Source organism: Rahnella sp. ChDrAdgB13 (genome assembly GCF_017655185.1).
Classification (GTDB): Bacteria; Pseudomonadota; Gammaproteobacteria; order Enterobacterales; family Enterobacteriaceae; genus Rahnella; species Rahnella contaminans.
The window spans coordinates 45749-62959 of sequence record NZ_JAEMGT010000010.1 but is presented as its reverse complement, the minus strand read 5'-3'; the positions used below and the strand labels follow the sequence as shown (position 1 = coordinate 62959).

Here is a 17211-nt window from a genome sequence, read left to right as displayed (position 1 = left end):
ACATTTACAGCTTGCAGTAAATGCTGTAAATACCGCTTATCGCGGGCGATTATAGGTTTTCAGTTTGAATTAAGTAATGATCGAATACACATTTTTAATATTTCGTTCACAAACTTGCGCAAAAAGATGGGATAATTATTTATGTTGCGCAAACAATGTACAAAAGGGATAGACGTAAAATGGCAGGCATTCTTCTTCTCGCAGCGGGTTCTGGAAACCGGTTTATCGCAGCGGGCGGCACGGGCAATAAACTCAATGCGGTAATGGCTAAAACAGCAGAAAACTCTGTCACGGTTTTCGACGCTACGCTGGCGCAGACCATAGCCAGCGGACTGCGGGTTCACGTCGTTACCCGTCCGGATAATGTGCCGGTTCAGGACAGTTGCGCACGCGCCAAGGTGCCGGTGACGCTGGCCGAAACGGGCGGAACCGGTGAATCCATTGCCGCTGGCGTGCGGGATACGCCGGACTGGGACGGATGGTTAATTCATCTTGCGGACATGCCTTTTGTGACACCGGATATTTTTATCGCCGTGGCTGATACCTTGCGCAGCGCTTCGGTTGTTCGCCCTTACTGGCAAAACACACCGGGGCATCCGGTAGGATTTGCCTGCCCGCTCAGGGAAAAGTTGCTGCAATTGCGCGGCGACCAGGGCGCGCGGGAACTGATCTACAGTCATGAAATTCTGCGCGTAGATTTCAATAATCCTGCGGTGATCCGCGATATCGATCTGCCTTCCCAGCTTTCAGCGCGCGTTTCGAACGGAAATATGTATGCAACATCTTGATAATCAGGTCATTGCACAGGCCAGCGACTGGCTGGCGCACCATCCGGTCTGGCTGTGTACCGTACTGACCACTTACGGTTCTTCCCCGCGTGCGCCCGGCGCGTTGATGGTGGCCAATGCCAGCGGTCATTTTTGTGGTTCGCTTTCCGGCGGCTGTGTGGAAGAGGATTTTCTGCAACGCATTGCTGCGGGTGAATATCAGCAGGCCAGTCAGATTGTGCGTTACGGAGAAGGCGGTCTGACGCCGAATATTGCCCTGCCGTGCGGCGGTTCGCTGGATGTGCTGATCGAGTATTTACCGGCGACACAAAACAATATGGATTATCTGCAAAGAATGGGGATGGCGCTGGCCGGGCATTACGCTCTCACCAAGTCACTTACCCTGCCCGCAGCCTGCGACCATCTGGAACTGACAAATTATCATAATGCGACTCAGGTGATGCGTAACGACGATTGCATTACCCTGCATCTGGCCGCCCCGCCGCGTCTGCTGATTGCCGGATTGTCGAGTGTCGCGCTGTATTGCGCTGATTTTGCCTGCGCGCTGGGATTTGAAGTGGTGGTATGTGAATGCCGCGAGGACGTGCTGGAAAACTTTTTGCCGTCGCTTAAAGCGGATATCCGGCTGGAAAAACAGTTTCCTGCAAAATATCTCGAGCAAAAAAGCTGTCATGCGAATACCGCCATTGTCGCGCTGACTCATGACCCGAGAATGGATGATCTGACGCTGATGGAAGCGGTGAATACACCGGCATTTTATATCGGTGCGATGGGTTCGCAACGCAACAGCGCACGCCGCCGTGAGCGTCTGCAAACCATCGCGGATTTTACGACAGACGATTTTTCCCGCCTGCACGCCCCGGTTGGATTACCGATTGGCAGCAAAACGCCGGCAGAAATCGCGCTGGCGGTGATGGCTGACATTGTGAAACACAAGAACGGAATAGCGCAGGAAAACGCCGCAGCCTGAAACCAGGGCTGATTTCAGTGCACAAAAAAGCCTGAGGAAAACCTCAGGCTTTTTTATCCGGCTTACCGGGGAATTACGAACGGGTAAGCTGCAGCTGACCGCTTTTATCCAGCGGAATTTGAGTGCCCGGATCGTGGTCCATACGAACTTTCCCTTGCTGATCGCCTATTTTGTAGGTCACATCATACCCGAGCGTTTTGTCCTCTTTGTCGTACACGGTTTTACAGCGCTGCTGCTGAGTCGTGTACGTATCATTTTCCTGCATGCTGCTCTGCACACGGTTACCGGCGTAACCGCCACCCAGCGCACCGGCTACCGTCGCGACATCACGTCCGCGGCCACCGCCAAACTGGTGTCCCAGTACGCCACCGGCAACGGCACCCAGCACGGAACCGGTGATCTGATGTTCATCCTGTACAGGACGACGATGAGTCACCGTCACGTTGCGGCATTCCTGACGCGGGGTTTTGGTGGTCTCTTTGATCGGCGTCGCGCTGACTACCTGCGCATACTCCGGACCCGATGAAAAAACGTTCATGCTCGCAACGCCAGCAATGCCCAACGCCGCAGCCACACCAATACCGACCCCAGCTAACATTGACTTGTTCACAGGACTTCCTCCGAAAATGTTACCACGCAATTGTCCCGGATTCGGGGACACCTCAGTGGACAGCAACACATCTGAGGAGCGGCGTGCGTGAATCGCCTTCTGTAAACTTATTGTTAAGTCTGCACAAGGAAATGTCAGTGAACAATAAGACGAACTCTGTAAGTGAGAGGAATGACGGGTGTAACGGGGTGTTTCAGAGAATTCTTAGCTGACAAAGTAAAAAAGCAGAATCTTATGCTTTTTGTGTGGAGAATGTGAAAAATGAAAAAAGCCTGTAAGAAACAGGCTTTTAGGTATGAAACGATTCAGCCCGCTCAGAAAAAAAGCCGGCTGTTCAGTATCAGTGCAGTTTCAGGCGCGGGCGGATCACACGGTTGATCCCGCCGACCAGCATCATCAGGCCGGTTTTAATGTAACCGTGCAGCGCAATCTGGTGCATGCGGTACAGGGAAACATAAACCAGACGCGCCATACGCCCTTCAATCATCATGGATCCGCGCATCAGATTCCCCATCAGGCTGCCGACAGTACTGAAGCGTGAAAGGGAAACCAATGAGCCGTGATCTTTATAAACGTAAGGTTTCAGGCTCTGCCCTTTGCGCTGCGCCATGATATTGGCGAAGCAGCGGGACGCCATCTGGTGCGCTGACTGAGCACGCGGTGGCACAAAGCCGCCGGACGGCTGAGGGCAGGATGCACAGTCGCCGATCGCATAAATATTCGGATCACGCGTGGTTTGCAGCGTAGGCTCGACCACTAACTGGTTGATACGGTTAGTTTCCAGGCCTGCGATATCTTTCATGAAATCAGGTGCTTTGATTCCGGCAGCCCAGACCATCAGGTCAGCATCAATGAATTCGCCGGACTTGGTGTTCAGGCCGTTTTTATCGGCGCTGGTCACCATGGTTTGCGTGAGCACACGAACGCCCAGCTTGGTCAGTTCCTGATGCGCAGCCCCGGAAATACGCGGAGGCAACGCAGGCAGAATACGCTCACCCGCTTCCACCAGCGTGACGTTCAGCGCATCGCTGTCCAGCCCTTCAAAACCGTAGCTGTGCAGCTGTTTCACCGCATTATGCAGCTCGGCAGACAGCTCAACGCCGGTCGCACCGCCGCCCACAATCGCGATATTCACTTTTTTCTGCTTGTCATCGCTTGCAGAGAATTTAAGGAACAGGTTCAGCATTTCGTTATGGAAACGGTGCGCCTGATGCGGATTGTCCAGGAAAATGCAGTTGTCTTTCACGCCCGGCGTACCGAAGTCGTTCGACGTACTGCCCAGCGCCATAACCAGTGTGTCGTACGCGATGTCGCGAACGGGCACCAGAACTTCGCCGCTTTCATCACGGATTTCAGCCAGTTTAATGGTCTGATTTTCGCGATCGATATCGGTCAGCGAGCCAATCTGGAAAGTGAAACCGTGGTTGCGGGCATGCGCCAGATAGCTCAGCGCGTCCACGCCGTCATCCAGGCTGCCGGTTGCCACTTCGTGCAACAGCGGTTTCCATAAATGGCTGTGGTTACGATCGACCAGAATGATTTCCGCTTTTTTCTTGCGGCCAAGTTTATGGCCCAGGCTGGTAGCCAGTTCCAGACCGCCGGCGCCACCGCCGATAATCACAATTTTCTTCATTGGTGATGTCAAAATGACCCCCTCAAATGTGAACCAATTGTTATATAAGAGTAAAAATTTTATCCTTATATTACATAGGGTTGCTTAAGTTAAATCGGTGTCTGACACGGAGGATATCATGCGTGGTGATTTGGTCATACCAAAATTGATATAGGTCAATTTAAATTCATTTGATTAATTTGACTTAGTGAAATGGCATGTATTTTGACTTCTTTAAATCAGGGAGTTAGGACACGGCGTGCGGGAAAAAAACGTTTTGACGGGAGATTCAGACATAAAAAACCACCGCACAAGGGCAGTGGTTTTCAGCGGTAAATGTTAATCAAATGATATTTTTAAAGGCTTTGATACGTTGCAGATGGGTCGAGATATCCTTGAATTTATGGGTCTGATGTTCGTCCCATTCAACAGGATAGTAATGATGAAGCTTTTCAGCGGTTTTCTTGCTGTCGAGCACGCCATCTTCGCGCGATAAAATCACCAGACAACGGTCGCGGTTTTTCTCGCGAAAATCACTGATGCATTTCGTGGCGATATCTTCGTACTCTTCGGGACGGTCAATTTTACCGGCCATATTATCCTGGGGCGATAAGTTCGGGTTGAACATCACCTGACGGATGCCGCACAGAAAACCGATGCGTTCAGCCCAGAATCCGCCGAGCCCTACTCCGCAGATCAGCGGCAGTTTGTCGGTGGTTTCATGCAGCACTTTATCGACCTCTTTCAGCAAATGTTGCATGTCATGACGCGGGTGCAGCGTGCTGTAACTGATGAAACGGACGTCGGGATCAATAAACTGCAACTGCAACACTTTCTCGTGGTTACCGGGACTGGTTGAATCGAAGCCATGCAAATAGATAATCATCGTTTACCTCATCCTGAATGTGCGTTGAAACCCTCACGCGGTCTGAAAACGTTACCGGGCAGTTTCTTTATGTTCCTGCCAGCGTGCGTCGAGCGCGGTCAGTTCACGGTTTGCGTCTTTCCAGCGACTGGAATTTTGCAGGTCCTGACGGGCCTGTTTTCCACTGTACAGTCCGCGATGATACAACTGCGCAACACGCTCAGCTTTGACCGGAGACAGGTTATCCAGCACGCTTACCGCGCCCTGACGGTTATTGCAGGCCAGGATCATATCGCAACCGGCATCCAGAGAGGCCTGAGCACGTTCCGGATAGCTGCCCATAATCGCAGCCCCTTCCATCGAAATATCATCGGAGAAAATCACGCCGTTGAAGTTCAGCTCTTTGCGCAGAATGTCCTGAAGCCAGTATGGCGAACCGCTGGCCGGGCGTGGATCTGCCTGGGTGTAAATCACATGCGCCGGCATGACGGCATCGAGCAATTTACGCGCATTCAGCTGGCGGAAAATTGCCATGTCGTGCTCGCGGATAACGTCCAGCGGACGATCGTCTCTCGGAGTTTCTTTGTGGGAATCCGCACTGACCGCGCCGTGTCCCGGAAAATGCTTACCGGTAGTTTTCATCCCTGCTGCATGCATACCGAGAATGAACTGTTCCGCCATCTCCAGCGCTTTCTGCGGTTCGGCGTTAAACGAACGCTCACCAATGGCAGCGCTGATATGCCCGATATCCAGAACCGGCGCAAAGCTGATGTCGATATCCATGGTAATCATTTCTGACGCCATCAACCAGCCGCCCTCCTGTGCCAGGCGCTTCGCTTCATGCGGCGCATTCAGCGCAGCAAAAGACTGCGCGGCTGGCAGACGGGTAAAGCCTTCACGAAAGCGCTGCACGCGTCCGCCTTCCTGATCCACCGCGAGCACCAGCCGGTCGTGAGACGTGGTGCGGATCTGACGGATCAGTTCATGCAGCTGATCAACATCATGATAGTTTCGGGTGAATAAAATCAGTCCGCCCACCAGCGGATGCTGCAAAATTTCACGTTCTTCGGCATCCAGCTCGTAGCCAGCCACATCCAGCATTACAGGTCCCAGCAAAATGGACGCTCCTTTTAAGTTTTCACATGTTAATCATGGACGCGGCCAAACAGCCTGCCCCGCAGCGGCTGCGCCCATTCACTGTATTTCTTATCAGCGGTTTGCGCCCAGCGGACTTCAAACCACAGCAGCATCAGATAATCCACCCAAGGCAGCCAGCGTTTAATCTGCTGGCGGAAAAGCGGGAGATCCTGATAACCGCCCGCCTCAGCATATTCTCGAAGAAACGCGTCCTGCTGAAGCGGATCTAAATCATTGCCGCGAAACAGCGCCGCAAATTCGAGCGCGATATCGCCGTCGGCGGCATATTCCCAGTCAATGATCCGCATACCCTTCTCCGTCTCCAGCAGGTTTCCCGCGTGGATATCCATATGAAGAAGTGCCATTTTCAGTGGCACGGGCAATTTGCGTCGTATCATTTTCTGGTGTAACGCCAGCCAGCGCGGCGTGAGCCTGCGCCGGTCAACATGTTGCCAGTAACGGGCAAACTGACGGCGTAAATCCAGCGGATAACCGGAACATGCCAGCCGGTGCAGTTTTGCCAGGCTCTGGCTGACGGGTTTCTGCCCCTGTGCGGAGACAAACGCCGCCTCACTGAGCGGCGTACCTGCAATCCATTCCACCAGTAACCACGGCGGTGAACTGAGTCTGACACAAGGCCCCAAAGTCTGCCGCGCAATATGCCGCAAAATGGCATGTTCACGCTGTCTTTCCACCCCGGCGTTCCGGCGTTCACCTGACTGATGACGCGCCAGCATATCGCCTGCCGGAGAAGTAATTTTCCAGCTTTCGCCCGTCAGACCGGCCACGGGTGATAAATGAAAACCGGCGGTTTTCACCGCCGGATAATGTTGCTCAATCATTTGCTGTAGCTGATTTTCAGGGCTGAGTTCAGCCTTAATTTTGAACCGCACCGCGACCTGACCAGACAATTTCGCCGCTCGGCGCTGTCAGTAAACGCATCGACATTGTCGGCGCTTTCACATCCCCGCTCACCGTGCTGTAAAGCACGTACTGCGCTTTTACGATGTTGGCCAGCCCGATGGCTTTGCTCACAGACGACAGGCTGTCATCCGGCGATAAGCCGAGAGACTGCTTGGCGGAAGCCAGTTGATCCGCAGGCACCAGCTGGAACGTTGTGTTATTAGCCAGCGCACTGCGTAAAGCATCGGTCGCTTTGGAGGTTTGCAGTGTGCCATTGGTACTGTTTTTCACGCCATCCACCAGCAGCACGCTGCCAGCCTGAACGCCATTGGCTTTGAGCATTTTCGCCAGCATCGGCTCAACGGTGGAAGTCCAGTCAATGCTGGCCAGTTTCGGCGGCTGCGGAACCGGCTGAATCTGCGGCTGCTCAGGAACCGGCGGATTGACCGGCGGCAGGGGTTGTTGCGGCTGCTGAGGTTGTTCAGGCTGCTGTGGCTGCGTTTGTTGTTGGTTTGGCAGAGTACAACCGCCCAGAATCAGTGCGGCCATCGCCACAATGAGAAAATACTTTTTCATCAACCTTCTCCGTACGGGAATTTAGAGATAAAGGTACAAACGCACACTGTGCGCATCAAGATTGCCATTGGTCGAACTGATTTCCACACTGCTGTTCGCAGGAACAGTGACAGTGCGGGATTCCGCGATCGGCAATAAATCCAGCCCCTGTTTATCATACCAATAGAACCGGTAATGCAGTGTGACAGGATGTGGCTGGTTATTATCCAGCGTACTGGTGGCTTTTTTCTGCCCGCCGGAGTCAGACACGGATGGCGAACCCGGGATGATCCCTGCCGTCAGCACGGGAGATTCCATCACCACCCGTTGCTGATTGTTCAGTGCAATGCCCGGCTTGCTGCTACAACCTATCAGCAAAACGACCGGCAATAACGCCATCAATAAACGCATGTTTACCCTTACTGACGTGACAACAATGGACCGAGCGCCCGGCCACCGACCAGATGCATGTGGATATGATAAACCTCCTGCCCTGCGTCACGGTTACAGTTGACGATCAGACGGTAGCCGCTTTCAGCAATCCCTTCCTGTTCGGCGATTTTCGCCGCGACAGTCATCATGCGCCCGAGAGCGGCTTCATGACTGGCATCAACATCGTTCATCGTGGGGATCAGGACATTCGGGATAATCAGAATATGGCTTGGCGCCTGGGGAGAAATATCGCGGAACGCCGTGACTAATTCATCCTGGTAAACCACATCGGCAGGGATTTCACGGCGAATAATTTTGCTGAAAATTGTCTCTTCGGCCATCTTAACTGTCCTTAACAAAGTAAAAAGCGTTGTACGCAGTATGGGTTAGAATTTCCATTCCTTTCAACCTGATTACGCTTTTTGATGCTTAATTGACGCAGAAAACGCCACCCGAAGGCGGCGCTGTCTTTATCCACAAACCGCAGGCATGAAAAAAGGAGGCCGGAGCCTCCTTTCTCAGAACCAGACAACGTTCACCATTAATGGTTACGCATGTACTCGTCCATGTCTGTTTTCAGGTTATCGGACTTGGTGCCGAAAATTGCCTGAACACCAGAACCTGCCACAACCACACCTGCGGCACCCAGTTTTTTCAGACCCGCCTGATCCACTTTAGAGACGTCGGCTACGCTGACGCGCAGACGCGTGATACAGGCATCGAGGTTAGTGATGTTTTCTTTACCGCCGAAAGCCTGAACCAGAGATGCTGACATTTCAGAACCCCCCTGAGCAGAAGTTTCGCTGGTAGCGTCTTCACGGCCAGGAGTTTTCAGATCCAGTTTAGCAATCAGGAATCGGAAGATGCTGTAGTAAATCACCGCATACACCGCACCAACAATTGGGAACAGCCAGATTTTGCTGCTGTTGCCGCTCAGTACGATGAAGTCGATCAGACCGTGGGAGAAGCTGGTACCGTCACGCATGCCCAACAGGATACAAATTGGGAATGCCAGACCGGCCAGAATCGCGTGGATCACATACAGGATCGGCGCCACGAACATGAAGGAGAATTCGATTGGCTCGGTAATACCGGTCAGGAACGCGGTCAGAGCAGCGGAGATCATGATGCCGCCGACTTTGGCACGGTTCTCAGGTTTCGCTGAGTGCCAGATAGCAACAGCCGCTGCTGGCAGACCGTACATTTTGAACAGGAAGCCGCCTGACAGTTTACCTGCAGTTGGGTCACCCGCCATGTAACGTGGGATATCGCCGTGGAAGACCTGACCGGCAGAGTTCACATACTCACCGATTTGCATCTGGAATGGAACGTTCCAGATGTGGTGCAGACCAAACGGAACCAGCGCACGTTCAACCACACCGTAGATACCGAACGCAACAACCGGGTTCTGATAAGCAGCCCATTGTGAGAAGGTCTGGATACCTGTACCGATTGGCGGCCAGATGAAGGACAGAACTACACCCAGAATGATGGCAGCCAGACCAGAAATGATCGGAACAAAACGTTTACCCGCGAAGAAGCCCAGATATTCAGGCAGCTTGATGCGATAGAAACGATTGAACATGTATGCCGCGATCGCACCGGAGATGATACCGCCCAGTACGCCGGTATCCGCCAAATGCTTAGCTGCGATTTCTTCAGCCGGCAAATGCAGAACCAGAGGTGCGACAACCGCCATGGTTTTCACCATGATGCCGTACGCAACAACCGATGCCAGTGCAGATACACCGTCGTTATTGGTAAAGCCTAACGCTACACCAATAGCGAAAATCAGAGGCATGTTAGCGAAGACTGAACCACCGGCTTCGGCCATAACATGGGAAACGATCATTGGCAGCCAGCTAAAGTTTGCAGAACCGACGCCCAGCAGGATACCTGCGATTGGGAGTACGGAAACTGGCAGCATTAGCGATTTACCGACCTTTTGAAGGTTTGCAAACGCGTTCTTAAACATAATTGAGTGTGCTCCTGAGTAATGATGCTTTTTGATACTTCATGCGATTTCGCTTAATGGCAAACCGCTTTGCAAAGGCTCTGAAAGCCTTTTGCAGTCGGGTGTCTAAGCACCCCTTTTAATTTTTACGCAGGGTAAAATAATTCCCTTTGTTAATGTTTGATGGCAGTCACGTTTTTCTGAAAAATGCAGTAAGAGCGTATTAAAAACCCGCACTTACCCACACAAAATCCGAAAAACGCGGCCCTGGCACCGTGAAAAACGGTGCCAAGATACCTCAATATGGCGATTAATTACGAGATGAAAAATAAATCTGGAATATATGACTTAGCGAAAGCTTAGGTGAGAGAGGATGCATCGATGTGAAATAATCGTGAAAAGTTTGCTGTTGTCACTTCAGCCAGCTGTTCGACGCTGACGCCTTTCAAAACAGCCATGTAATCGGCCACATCGCGCACGTAGGCAGGCTGGTTTTCTTTACCACGATGCGGAACCGGTGCCAGATACGGAGAATCTGTCTCTACCAGAAGACGATCTAATGGCACATAACGGGCGACTTCGCGTAAGGATTCAGCATTTCGGAAAGTCAGAATGCCGGAAAAAGAGATGTAGAAACCGAGATCTAACAGGAATTCTGCGGTCGGAATATCTTCGGTGAAGCAGTGCAGAACGCCACCGCATTCGCCAGCTTTCTCTTCTTTCAGAATATCGAGCGTATCCTGACGCGCATCGCGGGTATGGACGATCACCGGTTTGTTCAGCTCGCGGCCAGTGCGGATGTGCTCACGGAAGGAATCTTGTTGCAGTTTCAGCTGATGTGCTTCTTTCTGATAAAAATAATCCAGGCCGGTTTCACCCATCGCCACCACTTTCGGGCTGGCGGCGAGACGGTGCAGCTCGGCAAAATCGTAGCCGTCATCAATGTTCAGAGGATGTACGCCGCAGGAAAAAGCCACTTCAGGACGATCGCCAATTAACTGCGCCATGGCCTCATATCCTGGTAATGTGGTCGCAACGGCCAGCATAAATTTCACATCACGCTCGCGGGCTTTTTCCAGCACGTTATCAACGCCGGAGTGCAGCTCGTTGTAATCCAGGCTGTCGAGATGGCAGTGGGAATCGATTAAAAACATAGTATTAACTCGTTACGGTCTGTTGATGATAATTCGGTTTCAGCGTATCAGTGACGAACTGAAAAATGAGGAAGGAACGGAGCCGCGCAACATTTGCTCCCATTCCAGCAATTGCTCGGTCAGCAGCAGTTCGCGATTCACGCCCACGATGGAAAGTAACTGCTGGCGGCAGTGCATCCACGCGTTAACGGATTGTTGCAACGAAGCATTGGATTGCGTACTGGCAAGCAAGCTTACCAGGGGCTGCTGATCGTGATTAATGATGAAATGCCCGGCCTGTTGTTGCCATTTGATGGCATCAAGCAACAGCGTTGCCAGCCAGTACAGCCGGTCAGCGGCGTCGTCATGATTCAATTGCGGCAGCAACGAGAGCATATCCTGCTGCTGGCATTGGGTATAAAGCTGCTGGCACAGCGCCACACGCAGTTTCCAGCGCTCCGGCTGTAATAATTCCAGCGCAGAAAGCGGCGCGCCATTAGCCAACCGCAATGCGGTCTTAATTGCCACCGAATCCGCGCTGAGCTGGCGATTGATCCACTGTACGGATAACGCCTCTTCCGGCACCGGCAGATGCCAGTAGAAACAGCGGCTGCGGATAGTTGCCAGCAGCGCAGAAGGCTCACGGCAGCCCAGCAGGAAATAAGTCCCGGAAGGCGGCTCTTCCAGCGTTTTGAGCAAGGCGTTGGCCGCGGCTTCCGTCAGCAATTCCATCTGCGGGATCCACACAACTTTCGCACCACCCTGCTGCGAGTAATTGTAGAGCGTTTCAATGAGCTGACGAACCGGGTCGATGCCCAGCGAATTTTTGCCTTTTTCAGGCAGCAAGGTATGCCAGTCAGGATGGTTTCCGGCGATCATCAGCTGGCAGCTGTGGCATTTACCGCAACTCTTTTCCCCCTCTTTATGCTGGCAAAGCAACCAGCGGCTCAGACCATAGACCAGTGCGTCATCGCCCATTCCCGCCGCAACGTGCATCAGCAGAGAATGATGACCACGCCCGGTCTGATATTGCCCGATTAACTGGCGGTAAGGGCCGCTGAGCCACGGATACCAGCTCATGACATCAGGCCTTTTGCTGCCTGTTCGTCGAACCAGTTTTTCAGCGTCAGTTCGATGGAAGCTTTAACCTGTTCAATGGTCTGCGACGCATCAATGGTTTTGATGCGTCTGTCGGCGGCGGCAAGTTCAAGGTAACGCGCACGCGTACGCTCAAAAAATGGCAGCGCTTCCTGTTCGATACGATCCAGCTCACCGCGCGCTCGGGCGCGTTGCAGGCCAATAGCCGGTGGCAGATCGAGATAAAGCGTGAGATCAGGACGGAAATCACCCAGCACGGTGTCGCGTAATGAACTCATCAGTTTTGCATCAATACCGCGTCCGCCGCCCTGGTAGGCTTGCGACGAAAGATCATGCCGATCGCCGACAACCCAGGCACCACGCGCCAGAGCAGGCAAGATTACCGTTTCAACCAGCTGGACGCGTGCGGCATAAAGCATCAGCACTTCAGCTTTCACTGTCGGCTTTTCACCCCCGACGCCGCGCTTGAATAAATCGCGCAATTTCTCCGCCAGCGGTGTACCGCCAGGCTCGCGGGTAAACACAATTTCTTCCACACCGTGCTGGCGCAATGCATCCACCACCACGTTATGAGCGGTGGTTTTTCCCGCCCCTTCAAGGCCTTCAATCACAATGAAGTTACTTTTCATTCTTATTCTTAAGAGCCTCTATATACACACGAACCGCCTTGTTATGGTTCTCAAGGTTAGTGCTGAAAGTATGCCCGCCTTTGCCGTCAGCGACAAAATAAAGATAAGGGGTTTTTGCAGGATGTGCCGCAGCCTGGAGCGAAGCTTCGCTCGGCATGGCGATTGGCGATGGCGGCAAACCGGTAATGACGTAAGTATTGTAAGGCGTCGGCGTTTCCAAATCTTTTTTGGTGATATTACCGGTGTATTTTTCGCCCATACCGAAGATGACCGTCGGATCAGTTTGCAGACGCATGCCGATACGAAGACGGTTAATAAAGACAGAAGCCACTTCCGGGCGTTCATCTTTTACAGCGGTTTCTTTTTCGATAATCGACGCCATCGTCACCATATCGGCGGGCGTTTTATACGGCAGTGAGTCCGCGCGCCCTTTCCAGATGTCGGCAACGGTTTTTTCCATCCGCACATGCGCACGTTTGAGCAGCGAAATGTCGGTCATCCCGGCGGTGTAATGATAAGTATCGGGATAGAGCCAGCCTTCAGCATTTTTAGTGTCGGTAATGCCTAATGCCGCCGCAATCTCTTCGCCACTCTTGCCGTTCAGCTCATGCTTCAGATATTCCGACTTCTCCAGCACTTTCATCCAGTCACTCAGTTTGAAACCTTCTACAAAGCGGATGCTGAACTGCGCTTCTTTGCCACTTTTCAGTAATTCCAGCATCTGACGAACGGTCATTCCCTTCTCGAGACGATACGTCCCCGCTTTGAACTCGCTCAGTTCAGGCTCAAGACGTAATAACCACGGGAACCAGTGACTTGATTTAATCAGTTTTTTATCAATGAGCAGAGTTTCCAGTGCCACACGTCCCGTACCGGCTGGCAAGGTGAAAATGGTTTCACTGCTGACGTTGATCGGGCGGTCGGCGAACTGCTTCACTTTATGGTAACTCAACGCCGCCAGCCCAAGCAGGATCAGGACAATCAGGGCGAAAAATTTCGTTTTTTTGTTCGTCATTGTTTATTCACTTTTTAAAAGCTCTGGTGCAGGAAATTGTACAAGTGCCGCCCGGTATAATGACGGTCACAGGCTTCTGTCACCGGTAAAATGGGCATCAGTGCATTACAAATCAGGATTTCGTCAGCATCCGATAGCGTTTCGGGCGTTTCACAGACCTGATGTAAAACCCAGGGAGAGGCTGATTCAATTACGCGGATAAGATGCTGACGCATAATCCCGTCGACGCCAGACTGCGATAAATCCGGCGTAAAGACCTGATTTCCTTTGCGCCAGAATAAATTGGCCGCACAGCATTCCACCAGGCAACCTGAGGTGTCAACCACCAGCGCCTCATTGGCGTCAGTCTGGTCAAGATGCATGCGGATCATGATCTGCTCAAGACGGTTGAGATGTTTAATTCCTGCCAGCAGGGGATTTTTGCTCAGCATCACCGGGTTTAACGCAAGTTTCACGCCGCGCTCGCGCCATTTGTGATACTGCGCCGGATAAGCCGATACCGACACAATACGGGTCGGGCCGCTGCATCCGGCAGTGCTGTAACCACGCCCGCCCTGCCCGCGCGTCAAAATGGCTTTCACTACCCCTTCTTGCTCAGACTGCGCGGCCCCAACAATTTCGCGCTCCAGCGCCTGCCAGTCCACGCCCTCAATTCGTAATACGGCAACCGCACGCTGCAAACGCTGCAGATGGGCATCCAGAAACTGGATTTCGCCGTTCATCACTCTGGCCGTCGTAAAACAGCCATCGCCAAATTGCACCGAACGATCTCCTGCCGGCAATGCAGCTTGCGCCACACCGTTAATCCACATGGTTACTTCCTCCGGGCGTTAATATTCTCTGACAGAAGAGCCTGCGCGAGCGGCCCAGCTGCATCAAGTGGAGCATTCCTACTTTATCGTACCGGGCCAGGCAGAGGGCTGGAACACGCACTTTGTTGAACTGCCGTTTGGCACAAACCGGACCTTTTATACAGACAGCAAAAAGGCCCAATAACGGGCCTTTTTCAGACGGACAGGTTTTTACCGGATTCAGATCTTGCGGAATACCAGCGAACCGTTGGTGCCGCCAAACCCGAACGAATTGCACAGTGAGTAATTCAGCGCTTTTACCTGACGCGCTTCATGCGCCACAAAGTCCAGATCGCAACCTTCATCCGGATTATCCAGATTGATGGTCGGTGGAACGGCCTGATCGCGTAAAGCAAGCAAAGTAAAGATAGATTCCACTGCGCCAGCCGCGCCCAGTAAATGTCCGGTCATGGATTTGGTCGAGCTGACCAGCACTTTCTTCGCATCAGCGCCAAAGACAGACTTAACTGCCTGCGCTTCAGCTTTATCGCCAGCAGCGGTAGATGTTCCGTGCGCGTTGATATAACCAATTTCTGAAGCAGAAATACCCGCATCGCGAAGTGCATTTTCCATAGCCAGCGCTGCACCCGCGCCATCTTCCGGCGGTGAAGTCATATGGAATGCATCGCTGCTCATGCCGAAACCAACAATCTCAGCATAAATTTTTGCACCGCGTTTGCGGGCGTGTTCGTACTCTTCCAGCACCATAATACCTGCGCCATCGCCGAGGACGAAACCATCACGATCTTTATCCCACGGACGGCTTGCCGCCTGAGGATTATCGTTACGTGTGGATAACGCGCGTGCAGCACCGAAGCCACCGACACCCAGAGGCGTACTGGCTTTCTCTGCGCCGCCAGCCAGCATCACATCTGCATCGTTATAAGCAATGATACGTGCTGCATGTCCAATATTGTGCACCCCTGAAGTACAGGCTGTAGCAATAGAAATACTCGGCCCACGCAACCCAAACATAATGCTCAGATGACCGGCAATCATGTTAACGATGGTTGAGGGAACGAAGAAAGGACTAATTTTACGAGGTCCGCCGTTAACCAATGAGGAATGGTTTTCTTCAATCAGACCAAGACCGCCAATACCAGAACCAATCGCCGCACCAATACGCGTTGCATTCTCAGCATTTACTTCAAGCCCGGAGTCTTGCATCGCCTGAATACCGGCAGTAATACCATACTGTATAAAGGCGTCCATCTTGCGTGCATCTTTGCGGGAGATGAAGTCTTCACAGTTAAAATCTTTAACTAAGCCAGCAAAACGCGTTGCATAGGCACTAGTATCAAAATGGTCGATTAGGCTAATGCCACTCTGACCGGCAAGGAGAGCGTTCCAAGTGGACTCTACAGTATTGCCGACAGGAGACAGCATGCCCAGTCCAGTCACTACAACTCGACGCTTAGACACGTGTGTCCTCCAGGGAGGGAAAAAGTAGTTATACCGTGGGATATAAAAAACTTAGGCGGTCGAATGACCGCCTAACTATCTAAACTTAAAGCATGTACGCTTACTGTTGGCTAGCGTTGATAAAATCAATAGCTGCCTGAACAGTAGTGATTTTTTCAGCTTCTTCGTCAGGGATCTCGGTATCAAACTCTTCTTCCAGAGCCATAACCAGCTCAACGGTGTCGAGAGAATCAGCGCCAAGGTCGTCTACGAAAGATGCAGCATTCACTACTTCTTCCTGTTTAACACCCAGCTGTTCAACGATGATTTTCTTAACGCGTTCTTCGATAGTGCTCATACTCTTAAATTTCCTATCAAAACTCGCTTTCGCGATGGTTTTCGTAGTGTATAAAATGTTGAAAAAGATGCAACTAAACCCAGGCTGGTCAAACCACGAATTTGCTCTATTTTGCGGTTTTTACCGCAAAAAACGCAAATAATTTCGTAATTTTTAAATCATGTACATGCCGCCATTGACATGTAATGTTTCACCCGTGATGTAGCTGGCCTCGTCAGAGGCTAAAAAAGCAACGGCGCTGGCAATTTCTTTGGCATCGCCCAACCGGTTGGCTGGAACTGATGACAAAATGCCTGCGCGTTGATCATCTGTCAACGCCCTTGTCATATCCGTCTCAATAAAGCCGGGAGCGACGACGTTGACAGTAATGCCACGTGAAGCGACTTCACGTGCCAAAGACTTACTAAAACCAATCAAGCCAGCTTTAGCCGCCGCGTAGTTCGCCTGCCCTGCGTTACCCATGGTGCCAACAACGGAACCAATTGTAATAATCCGTCCACACCGTTTCTTCATCATAGCCCGCATGACAGCTTTTGACAGCCGAAACACTGAAGTCAGATTCGTGTCCAGAATATCCTGCCACTCATCATCCTTCATTCGCATGAGAAGGTTATCACGGGTAATGCCGGCATTATTAACTAAAATATCAATTTCGCCAAATTCAGCTCGAATCGTCGCCAATACTTGCTCAATAGATGCAGAATCAACCACATTGAGCATAATACCTTTGCCGTTTTCGCCTAAATATTCGCCGATTGCTTCAGCGCCTTTTTCGCTGGTCGCGGTGCCGATCACTTTTGCGCCGCCAGCAACCAGCTTTTCAGCGATTGCGCGACCAATGCCACGGCTCGCACCCGTTACCAGTGCAATTTTGCCTTCGAAGCTCATACTCATCCTCTT

General features: G+C 52.0%; 19 protein-coding genes. 2 read left to right on the top strand and 17 right to left on the bottom strand.

What is annotated here, in order from left to right:
- Window positions 1–179: 179 nt before the first annotated feature.
- Window positions 180–788 (top strand): NTP transferase domain-containing protein, encoded by a 609-nt coding sequence (locus J8X26_RS04265; protein WP_208950239.1) that lies wholly within the window; start codon window positions 180–182, stop codon window positions 786–788.
- Complete coding sequence (locus J8X26_RS04260) at window positions 775–1758, top strand: XdhC family protein (RefSeq protein ID WP_208950238.1); 984 nt, start codon at window positions 775–777, stop codon at window positions 1756–1758. Before J8X26_RS04265 ends, J8X26_RS04260 begins: the two co-directional genes overlap by 14 nt.
- A 73-nt stretch (window positions 1759–1831) precedes the next feature.
- On the opposite strand, the gene J8X26_RS04255 is transcribed toward J8X26_RS04260, so the two are convergent.
- The 17 genes from J8X26_RS04255 to fabG form a co-directional block, all read right to left on the bottom strand.
- Window positions 1832–2368 carry a glycine zipper 2TM domain-containing protein gene (locus tag J8X26_RS04255; RefSeq protein WP_152325613.1) on the bottom strand — a complete coding sequence of 179 codons (537 nt, stop codon included), beginning with the start codon at window positions 2366–2368 and terminating at the stop codon, window positions 1832–1834.
- A gap of 340 nt (window positions 2369–2708) precedes the next feature.
- Complete coding sequence (locus J8X26_RS04250; protein ID WP_152325612.1) at window positions 2709–4013, bottom strand: NAD(P)/FAD-dependent oxidoreductase; 1305 nt, start codon at window positions 4011–4013, stop codon at window positions 2709–2711.
- 310 nt (window positions 4014–4323) lie between these two features.
- Window positions 4324–4866 carry an alpha/beta hydrolase YcfP gene (gene ycfP / locus J8X26_RS04245; protein WP_152325611.1) on the bottom strand — a complete coding sequence of 181 codons (543 nt, stop codon included), beginning with the start codon at window positions 4864–4866 and terminating at the stop codon, window positions 4324–4326.
- A gap of 51 nt (window positions 4867–4917) precedes the next feature.
- Window positions 4918–5946 carry a beta-N-acetylhexosaminidase gene (gene nagZ, locus J8X26_RS04240; RefSeq protein ID WP_208950253.1) on the bottom strand — a complete coding sequence of 343 codons (1029 nt, stop codon included), beginning with the start codon at window positions 5944–5946 and terminating at the stop codon, window positions 4918–4920.
- Between the two features lie 44 nt (window positions 5947–5990).
- Window positions 5991–6824 (bottom strand): phosphotransferase, encoded by an 834-nt coding sequence (locus J8X26_RS04235; protein WP_208950237.1) that lies wholly within the window; start codon window positions 6822–6824, stop codon window positions 5991–5993.
- Window positions 6825–6858: 34 nt separating this feature from the next.
- Window positions 6859–7461 carry a penicillin-binding protein activator LpoB gene (lpoB, locus tag J8X26_RS04230; RefSeq protein WP_208950236.1) on the bottom strand — a complete coding sequence of 201 codons (603 nt, stop codon included), beginning with the start codon at window positions 7459–7461 and terminating at the stop codon, window positions 6859–6861.
- A gap of 21 nt (window positions 7462–7482) precedes the next feature.
- Entirely contained in the window at window positions 7483–7851 is a 369-nt protein-coding gene (locus tag J8X26_RS04225) for a YcfL family protein (RefSeq protein WP_165059627.1), read from the bottom strand.
- Window positions 7852–7859: 8 nt separating this feature from the next.
- Window positions 7860–8213 carry a purine nucleoside phosphoramidase gene (gene hinT, locus J8X26_RS04220; protein WP_152325607.1) on the bottom strand — a complete coding sequence of 118 codons (354 nt, stop codon included), beginning with the start codon at window positions 8211–8213 and terminating at the stop codon, window positions 7860–7862.
- Window positions 8214–8413: 200 nt separating this feature from the next.
- Window positions 8414–9847 (bottom strand): PTS glucose transporter subunit IIBC, encoded by a 1434-nt coding sequence (ptsG, locus tag J8X26_RS04215; RefSeq protein WP_095921346.1) that lies wholly within the window; start codon window positions 9845–9847, stop codon window positions 8414–8416.
- A 338-nt stretch (window positions 9848–10185) separates the two neighbouring features.
- Window positions 10186–10980: a metal-dependent hydrolase gene (locus J8X26_RS04210; RefSeq protein ID WP_208950235.1), complete on the bottom strand. Its 795-nt coding sequence runs from the start codon at window positions 10978–10980 to the stop codon at window positions 10186–10188.
- Window positions 10981–11019: 39 nt separating this feature from the next.
- Complete coding sequence (gene holB, locus J8X26_RS04205) at window positions 11020–12039, bottom strand: DNA polymerase III subunit delta' (RefSeq protein WP_208950234.1); 1020 nt, start codon at window positions 12037–12039, stop codon at window positions 11020–11022.
- The gene (tmk, locus tag J8X26_RS04200; protein WP_152325604.1) at window positions 12036–12686 is read right to left on the bottom strand and encodes a dTMP kinase; all 651 of its coding nucleotides are present in this window, start codon (window positions 12684–12686) and stop codon (window positions 12036–12038) included. The genes holB and tmk overlap by 4 nt, the downstream gene beginning before the upstream one ends.
- Window positions 12676–13701: an endolytic transglycosylase MltG gene (gene mltG / locus J8X26_RS04195; protein ID WP_208950233.1), complete on the bottom strand. Its 1026-nt coding sequence runs from the start codon at window positions 13699–13701 to the stop codon at window positions 12676–12678. Before mltG ends, tmk begins: the two co-directional genes overlap by 11 nt.
- Before the next feature lie 14 nt (window positions 13702–13715).
- On the bottom strand, window positions 13716–14513 hold the full coding sequence (gene pabC, locus J8X26_RS04190) for an aminodeoxychorismate lyase (RefSeq protein WP_152325602.1): 798 nt from the start codon (window positions 14511–14513) through the stop codon (window positions 13716–13718).
- A 219-nt stretch (window positions 14514–14732) separates the two neighbouring features.
- Complete coding sequence (fabF, locus tag J8X26_RS04185; protein WP_152325601.1) at window positions 14733–15974, bottom strand: beta-ketoacyl-ACP synthase II; 1242 nt, start codon at window positions 15972–15974, stop codon at window positions 14733–14735.
- A 100-nt stretch (window positions 15975–16074) separates the two neighbouring features.
- Window positions 16075–16311 (bottom strand): acyl carrier protein, encoded by a 237-nt coding sequence (gene acpP / locus J8X26_RS04180; protein WP_015690190.1) that lies wholly within the window; start codon window positions 16309–16311, stop codon window positions 16075–16077.
- A 153-nt stretch (window positions 16312–16464) separates the two neighbouring features.
- A complete protein-coding gene (fabG, locus tag J8X26_RS04175; protein WP_013576245.1) occupies window positions 16465–17199 on the bottom strand; it encodes a 3-oxoacyl-ACP reductase FabG in 735 nt (244 codons plus the stop codon).
- Between the last annotated feature and the right edge of the window lie 12 nt (window positions 17200–17211).